This is a genomic window from Enterobacter cloacae complex sp. P16RS2 (genome assembly GCF_014982155.1).
Taxonomy (GTDB): Bacteria; Pseudomonadota; Gammaproteobacteria; order Enterobacterales; family Enterobacteriaceae; genus Enterobacter; species Enterobacter cloacae_M.
Map to the genome: position 1 here is coordinate 1 of NZ_JADCKW010000039.1, position 7,380 is coordinate 7,380.

Genomic DNA, 7,380 nt, shown 5'->3' on the forward strand with positions numbered 1-7,380 from the left:
GACCATAGATTCCGTTTTCTGAGACGACCCCTATATCGAATGTCTGGATGATGTGACGCGGGCCTGTTACCTGCAAAAAAAGGCCTGTCCGGACGAACAGGCTCTCAAGGAAAACAACGGATCGTTATTGTAATTCGGGTGGTGCCGGGTGCCTCCCGGTGACGTTACCCCAGCCAGTAACGACGCGCGCATACCTGCAGGCTGCAGTTGACCAGTACGCCCATTCGCACAGAATGGATTCACCACGGCAATACGTTACTGCTGTAATATTCATGCCGTCAATGAAAAGCAGGTGCTTGCTGAACACAACGGATGGACACCACCGCCTGCGGCATAACATTTTATCAGACCGCGCCAGCGGTCTTTTTAGGGGGTTCGGGAGCAACGGAACAGTAAACGCCGTTAAGCGGTCATTTTAAATAGCCAAAAATTAACCAGCCAAATTACAATTGACAATCATATCCATTGCGGGTTTCCCGCCGCGCAGATCCGGTTTCTGGCAAACCAGGAAATTTTGCGGGTAAAAGCCTTTTACGTTTAAATAACGCTACTTTTATTAGCGTCCTGATATTCGGAGATATACATGGCCAGGCAGATAGAGACTCGTTCTGAGTTTGAGAAGAAGGTGAAAGCCGGAGAGGTGATTCTGGAGCCGCCTCGCCAGCCTGGCAGAGATGCGGCCACTGGTCGTTACGTTTCAAATAAGCGCCTGCCCGGGATGCTTCCGCCGTTTCTGATAGGCCAGCAGGTGAATATCACGTTCTATAACGATATTGATGTGGAAGCCTTTAAACAGGAAGTCCGTGCTCAGGTAACCCGGATACTGAACGATATCAGGGGGGAGCGGTTTAATGAGGCAGGAATCAAATATCAACAGTTCATCGACCAATTTGATGCATGTTTCGAAATGCCTTCCCCTGAGGGGTTGGGAAAGGTGAAAGAACGCGGTGTCGATCTCTATGCGATCCTGGAGCATCAGGGAATGGCTCTTACTGATGAACTGCATTTGAACCATAAGCCCGGTGAAGAAGTTGGGAGGCGCTTCACAGCTATCACTGATGCCCATATCAACCTGTTTTTTTATATGCTTGAACTGAATCTGGCGATTCATAACCGTATTGACAGTGTCCAGGGCCAATTACGGACCAAACTGGCCCAGCTTGAAAAGCGCCTCACAACATTGCTGGAAATGTACATACATGGCGATAGTGAGGGTAACTTGTGGTACGGCGAAATAGAGGCTAGCCAGCTTCTCTATGGCTGGATCTTGTTGAAGCAAAATAAGCTACTTGATGCAATGGAGATTTCAGATTCAGATCCGAAACTGTCGGGCTCCGTGACTTTCGCTGAAATACATGCTGATGTGTTTAAAATATTAGAAAGTAAAAAATATAGTTCAATATCTACAGTTCTGGACGCTGAATTTCGCGACCGTGGACTGTCTGATTTCAGAGCACAGATAGCCCTCAAACTGTGTTATTACCTGCGACAAATAAAGCGACTCCACCAGTTTATTGACGAGCTGACACAGGGCAGTGAAACCACTGAACCGAACGAGGCTACGGTGGATATTCGTTCACTTCTTATCCCGTAGATCTGGGGGGACTGAAATCCGGTCCGGTAGACTAGCAGAACCGCAACACCATGCAGGATGGAAAACACGGTGGATGTACCGACATTTGATGAAGATAATAATGGCTGGCTTCTGACACTACCTGAGAACCGAACTGGTGGTCGATACCAGCCTGCCTGCAGTGTGGTAGTTATCAGAACCCTCAAGGAGACTTATTCTCCGGCCAGCGGTAGTTTTGACGTTAAAAGACAGTTGGTTAGCCGTACATGCACTCTTTCCCTTTACTGGAACGGGGGTGGCTGGCATCAGGAATCTGAATATAAAGCCGAGTTTAACGTCAGTATCTGGGATGGCACGACAGAAGTGGACCTGACGAACTCGGATTTTATACTGGACTACAATTTGCGAGGGCGCGGACTTGGCTCATGGATAATGAGTCAGCTGATCTCCTGGGCAAAAACTCTACCAGCAGAGACCTCCGTAAAACCCATAAGGACATCTCCTGTCGATGAAGATGACAAGGAGAATATGCTTCGCCGGGATCATTTCTGGAACGGTATTGGATTCAGGTTTGAGCCAGGCGGAAGAGTATCCCTTCCCTTGTCCATTGGAGAGCTTCAGTTTCCAAAAGGCCTCCATAGCCCCCTTATTGCTGTCCCTTTGCATAAAGGGGTGTATGAATTACAGGGTCAGTACGTGAGTCAGAAGCTGGAGATTGAAAGTCTGAAATTCAGTCAGTCTTATCAGGCAGAACAAATCCGATTTTTGACAGAACGTCAGTGGGACGTTGTATTGATAAATCTGATATCAACCGTTCTATTTTCGCCCATCATGATTCTCTGCTGGCTATACAGAAAGGTGACAGGACGCCGTGAACATACCACTGGAACATGATGAAACGCGTATAGGGTCTGTAAAGCCTGGTTTTCAGCCGGGCTTTATGTATTTCTCCCGTATTTCCACCAAATCTTTCCTCCCGGCAATAATGTCCACCTAATTTTTGTAGTACATTTGTATTGCTTATGTGTGCCAAATGGATTACAAATACTCCGGACTACTAACCCTAATCTGGAGCCTTCATGATGAGCAAGCTACAGGAAAAATCTGCGCGAATAGTTGCAATAATGAACAATAAAGGCGGGCCTGGTAAGACCAGTTCAGCGACCAATCTTGCTGTCCACTATGCCCGATCCGGGAAGCGAACGCTGCTGATTGACTCCGACCAGCAGGCCAATACGACAGAAGTGACCGCAAATGGCAAAAAGTACTATTCCATGTATGGGCCAACAATTTGCGATCTCTATAATAATTCCCGATTTGATATCCGTGATGTCATCATTCCTGCGATGGCTGGTGAAGCACCTATCCCTAACCTTGATCTGATCCCGTCCGACCCGACGTTTGAAAAAATTATCGAACAGACCCTGACACGCAGTCACCGCGAAAAAATCCTGGGCCGGCATCTCGAGAAAGTCCGCGCCGAATACGATTACATCATTATTGACTGCGCACCTGGTCTCAATATCGCAACCGGCAATGCCATTTTCATTGCCGACCATGTTCTTGTTCCTGTCGACGGCGGAAGTTTTTCACTCAGTGGCCTGGAAATCATGCTGGACTACATGGATGAGATCTCTGAAGAAGATTACTCGCGTTTCAGCGTGTTCCGTAATAACTACAACGGTGCCAATAAGAAAATTAACACCTATATCGATACCGCACTGACTTCACATGAGAGAATCTCTCCGCGCCTGTTGAAGAGCCGGATTCGTACCGATCAGGCAATAGTGCAGTCGCAGGTGGCCTGTCTCCCACTCTATTACTACCAGAAAAGCGCAATGGCTTTAGTTGACTACGGCAAACTGGCTCGCGAGCTAGAAGAAATCATCAGCAGTGAGGCAGCATAATGTCTAAAGAACTTGTTCGACCAAAAATGGAAAAACCGGAACGGGCCAGAAAAGAAAGCAGCCTGACAAATATTGCGGCTAAAAAGAAAAATACGACAGGTGAAACACCCAAAACAATACGCATGACACCGGCCGAAAAGGTGCTGGCACAGGAGCTGGTCGAACAGATCCAGGCGCTGACACATAAAAATATCACGGTATCGACGTTGTTGCGTGCAGGGCTCTACCTTGCTCAGTCAGCCGGTCCGGAGAAGGTACTGAAAGCAATTAAAGAGAATATCTAGTGTATTACAAAAGAAATACACTAGTATTCTAAATGTAATCACAATGGTTGATCTTTGCTCTCATAACCATTAGTATTGAGTTAAGGGTAGCCCCACTACCCTTAACTCATACAACTTACTACCTACTACTTCTGGTTTACGACCCAACGACCCAAAGCTAACAACAATGTAGGGGCGGCGCAGACGCCAAAAGCAATCAAACCAGTAGCCCATACTGGTGCTGCCCCTGAAGACACCCCCAACCAGATTAGGAAAGCCGTCAAGCCTGACATCATTACCCCGTTGTACATTGACTGCCATAAGGTAATACCTGTTCCAAGTAAAATACTGGTGGTTTCAAAAACCCAGCCGCGTTTCTTTTTCGCAGGAACAACAGGTGGTTCTTCAGGGGGGGGAACGGGACAGCCGTAGTAGTTGTTGATGGTGACTGGCGCGTTGTAGGTATTGTGATTTACTGCTTCTTTCAAGTTGTTTGTAGACATAATAGTCCCCTTTATTAGTGATTGATTTACTACTCCGATTTACAGCATTTAAAGTTTTCATTTAGAAACCTTCAGATTGTTTAAAAGTGGTTGGCCATAATAGCCACGTGATACTTCTTCATTAGTTGTCAGATCATTTCAGTTCCTTATTCGCGTAGCACGAAAGTTGTTTTCAGGGTATACGAATCCATCTCCGCAATAGCGGAATAAAGAATCGCGTCATTTTCTTCGGGCACAAAAAAAGCAGGCCCGGGCGCACCGGTGCCTGCTGTCTTGGCTGAGCCAACAGAACAGGGAACCGGATAGTATTATTCGAATCTGGGTTGCCCTGGCCTCTGTCGGCCACATGACAGTATTCTCTGTCATGTTCAGAATAAGGTTATCTTACCCTGAAATAAGCATGTTTGTCAATAGTCAACATGTATTTTTAGTTATTTTCTTGCTGTTTTGCCGATTTCGCTATTGCGTCAACGATTGTTGCATGATAGCGATACCTTCCTGCGACCCCTTACGAAGAGAATATCCCCTCGCAGCTGCGTTACCTGGCACAATGGGCCAGGTCTGTGCATCTGTTACCATTTCCGGAGAAAACCGGAATAATGGAGTAAACCAGGTCAGCGGTGCAGATAATATTTAACTTAAGTGCAGATATCGCAATATGCCGGAACCGGCACGTAATACACACGGCTGCGGTCTGACATTCACCATCAGGCGAAATAAGACGGCAACAGAATCACTGTTGAGTGGGGTGTGCATCATTTTTGATTATAATGCCAGAGAGCCTGATGAAAGTCAAAAATAAATTCTCCGCAGGCTTGACGCGTTTACTGAAATAGTATCTAAAAAAGTATTCTTTATTTAAGTAATGCCTGGTACTTATACTTTTGTTGCGTTGAGTTTATTTGTTGTACTTAGTGCATAACATATATGTGCATAAGTACGTTGAATCAATATCGTCCTGCGGACTATCTTGCGGATTAGTATGTTGTCCGGTTAAACAACATTACTTCAGCTTTCATTAGTCAGGATAGTTCTTCAGCTCCTGAACTATCCTACCTTCCAGAGTACAGCAACCTCAAGCCAGAGCCGGGTACTACCGGGAACTTCACTGATTTCCGAACTTGTCATGCAGCCGTCTGGTAAGGACTGCAATCGACTCCTTACGACCGGAAAAGAGGTCATTCACGACATACTCCATAATCTCGAATGCCGCTTCGATATCCCCGGTGGTCACTTCATCATAGGTATGACTGCCGGCGTTACCCAGGAATTTAATGGCCATCAGCGTGTCCTTGTAGGGGGCATATTGCCCGTCGAGGAGTTCGATACGTTGATGGAGATAAATACGCTTCCCTTTATTACCATGTTCAGGAATACCAATTGCCGTCAGCATTCTCTCAACCGAGATCCTGATTAGATTGGCCGCAGATCCTGGCTGGCTGAGATAGACAGAAAAAGAAGCTGTAACAGGCCCTGCAATCTCCTCCGGACATTCTCCGGGAAGTGCAAATGGATGTAACGTCGGAACAAAGCTCATTGGTTTATACCAGGCAACATAATCACGATTACTCATTTCATCGTCCCATTCCTCCTGCCAGCCTCCCTTACCAATGCAGACAACCACTTCATTACAGTTTGCCCGTGAACAGTGCGCCATACAGCTGAAAACCTTCTCATCCATTTCAGGTTCAAACCAATCCTCATTCTGAATTTGTCGACTTTCCAGCAGTGACTTAGCGTGGAAAGTCTCCTTATCAATAACCAGTGTTTTCTGGGCACATGCCGGGCATGGCCATTCCACATTCAGGCTCGCGAAGAATCTAGCCGAAATTTTATGAGCAGACATTTACTTGGACTCCGAAGGTAATAGTGATGAGATCTGAATCAGATCTTCAAATTCAGTGAAAACCAGCTTTCACCATAATCCATTAGCCGTTATTGAAAAAGAGCCGCGACACTCAATCACCGACATGTCGGATAAACGGGGTTCTTACTCTTCCCTGCATCCCACACTTAATGAGATGGTCACTCCCTCCTTCCCGGTACTATGCTGAGGATAGGCTTTCATTCGGAGAACTATCATGGAAAACATTGCGCTCATTGGTATCGATCTGGGTAAAAACTCTTTCCATATTCATTGCCAAGATCGTCGCGGCAAGGCTGTTTACCGTAAAAAATTTACACGGCCAAAGTTAATCGAATTTTTGGCGACATGCCCCGCTACAACCATCGCAATGGAAGCCTGTGGTGGCTCTCACTTTATGGCACGCAAGTTGGAAGAGTTGGGGCATTTTCCTAAGCTGATATCACCACAATTTGTCCGTCCATTCGTTAAAAGTAACAAAAACGACTTTGTCGACGCCGAAGCTATTTGTGAAGCTGCATCGCGTCCGTCTATGCGTTTTGTACAGCCCAGAACTGAATCTCAGCAGGCAATGCGTGCGCTGCATCGTGTCCGTGAATCCTTGGTTCAGGATAAGGTAAAAACAACCAATCAGATGCATGCTTTTCTGCTGGAATTTGGCATCAGCGTTCCACGAGGAGCTGCCGTTATTAGCCGACTGAGTACCCTTCTTGAGGACAATAGTTTGCCTCTATACCTCAGCCAGTTATTGCTGAAATTACAACAGCATTATCACTATCTTGTTGAGCAGATTAAAGATTTGGAATCCCAGTTGAAACGAAAGTTGGACGAAGATGAGATTGGACAGCGCTTGCTGAGCATTCCCTGCGTCGGAACACTGACAGCGAGTACTATTTCAACTGAGATTGGCGACGGGAAGCAGTACGCCAGCAGTCGTGACTTTGCGGCGGCAACAGGGCTAGTGCCTCGACAGTACAGCACGGGAGGTCGGACGACATTGCTGGGAATTAGTAAGCGAGGTAACAAAAAGATCCGAACTTTGTTGGTTCAATGTGCCAGGGTATTCATACAAAAACTGGAACACCAGTCTGGCAAATTGGCCGATTGGGTCAGGGATCTACTGTGTAGGAAAAGCAACTTTGTCGTCACTTGTGCTCTGGCAAACAAGCTGGCCAGAATAGCCTGGGCCCTAACGGCACGACAGCAAACTTATGTAGCATAACGGCAGAAATACACCGGTTTAAAGAATCACTGATCTGGTTTTGCGAAT

General features: G+C 46.5%; 7 protein-coding genes. 5 read left to right on the forward strand and 2 right to left on the reverse strand.

The window, feature by feature from the left end; all coding sequences use genetic code 11:
* The first annotated feature begins 583 nt into the window (after positions 1-583).
* The 4 genes from INF68_RS20395 to INF68_RS20410 all read left to right on the forward strand — a co-directional run bounded on the left by INF68_RS20395 (position 584) and on the right by INF68_RS20410 (position 3,764).
* Positions 584-1,594 (forward strand): hypothetical protein, encoded by a 1,011-nt coding sequence (locus tag INF68_RS20395; protein ID WP_063854633.1) that lies wholly within the window; start codon positions 584-586, stop codon positions 1,592-1,594.
* A 69-nt stretch (positions 1,595-1,663) separates the two neighbouring features.
* Entirely contained in the window at positions 1,664-2,467 is an 804-nt protein-coding gene (locus INF68_RS20400; protein WP_052683031.1) for a hypothetical protein, read from the forward strand.
* A gap of 185 nt (positions 2,468-2,652) precedes the next feature.
* The gene (locus INF68_RS20405; protein WP_045261351.1) at positions 2,653-3,480 is read left to right on the forward strand and encodes a ParA family protein; all 828 of its coding nucleotides are present in this window, start codon (positions 2,653-2,655) and stop codon (positions 3,478-3,480) included.
* Entirely contained in the window at positions 3,480-3,764 is a 285-nt protein-coding gene (locus tag INF68_RS20410; RefSeq protein WP_032627126.1) for a hypothetical protein, read from the forward strand. The genes INF68_RS20405 and INF68_RS20410 overlap by 1 nt, the downstream gene beginning before the upstream one ends.
* Before the next feature lie 125 nt (positions 3,765-3,889).
* Here the strand turns inward: INF68_RS20410 and INF68_RS20415 are convergent, their stop codons facing one another.
* Both INF68_RS20415 and INF68_RS20420 read right to left on the reverse strand, forming a co-directional pair.
* Positions 3,890-4,246: a hypothetical protein gene (locus INF68_RS20415; protein WP_045261352.1), complete on the reverse strand. Its 357-nt coding sequence runs from the start codon at positions 4,244-4,246 to the stop codon at positions 3,890-3,892.
* A gap of 1,105 nt (positions 4,247-5,351) precedes the next feature.
* Positions 5,352-6,092, reverse strand: coding sequence for a DUF4145 domain-containing protein (locus tag INF68_RS20420; protein WP_045261353.1), 741 nt, complete (start codon positions 6,090-6,092; stop codon positions 5,352-5,354).
* 235 nt (positions 6,093-6,327) lie between these two features.
* On the opposite strand from INF68_RS20420, the gene INF68_RS20425 reads away from it, so the two are divergent.
* Complete coding sequence (locus INF68_RS20425; RefSeq protein WP_000427620.1) at positions 6,328-7,332, forward strand: IS110-like element IS4321 family transposase; 1,005 nt, start codon at positions 6,328-6,330, stop codon at positions 7,330-7,332.
* Positions 7,333-7,380 lie beyond the last annotated feature (48 nt).

Bases quoted from the DNA above. Each gene is read 5' to 3' on its own strand.
- INF68_RS20415 (WP_045261352.1), bottom strand. From the start codon at position 4,246: ATGTCTACAAACAACTTGAAAGAAGCAGTAAATCACAATACCTACAAC.
- INF68_RS20420 (WP_045261353.1), bottom strand. From the start codon at position 6,092: ATGTCTGCTCATAAAATTTCGGCTAGATTCTTCGCGAGCCTGAATGTG.
- INF68_RS20405 (WP_045261351.1), top strand. From the start codon at position 2,653: ATGATGAGCAAGCTACAGGAAAAATCTGCGCGAATAGTTGCAATAATG.
- INF68_RS20395 (WP_063854633.1), top strand. From the start codon at position 584: ATGGCCAGGCAGATAGAGACTCGTTCTGAGTTTGAGAAGAAGGTGAAA.
- INF68_RS20410 (WP_032627126.1), top strand. From the start codon at position 3,480: ATGTCTAAAGAACTTGTTCGACCAAAAATGGAAAAACCGGAACGGGCC.
- INF68_RS20425 (WP_000427620.1), top strand. From the start codon at position 6,328: ATGGAAAACATTGCGCTCATTGGTATCGATCTGGGTAAAAACTCTTTC.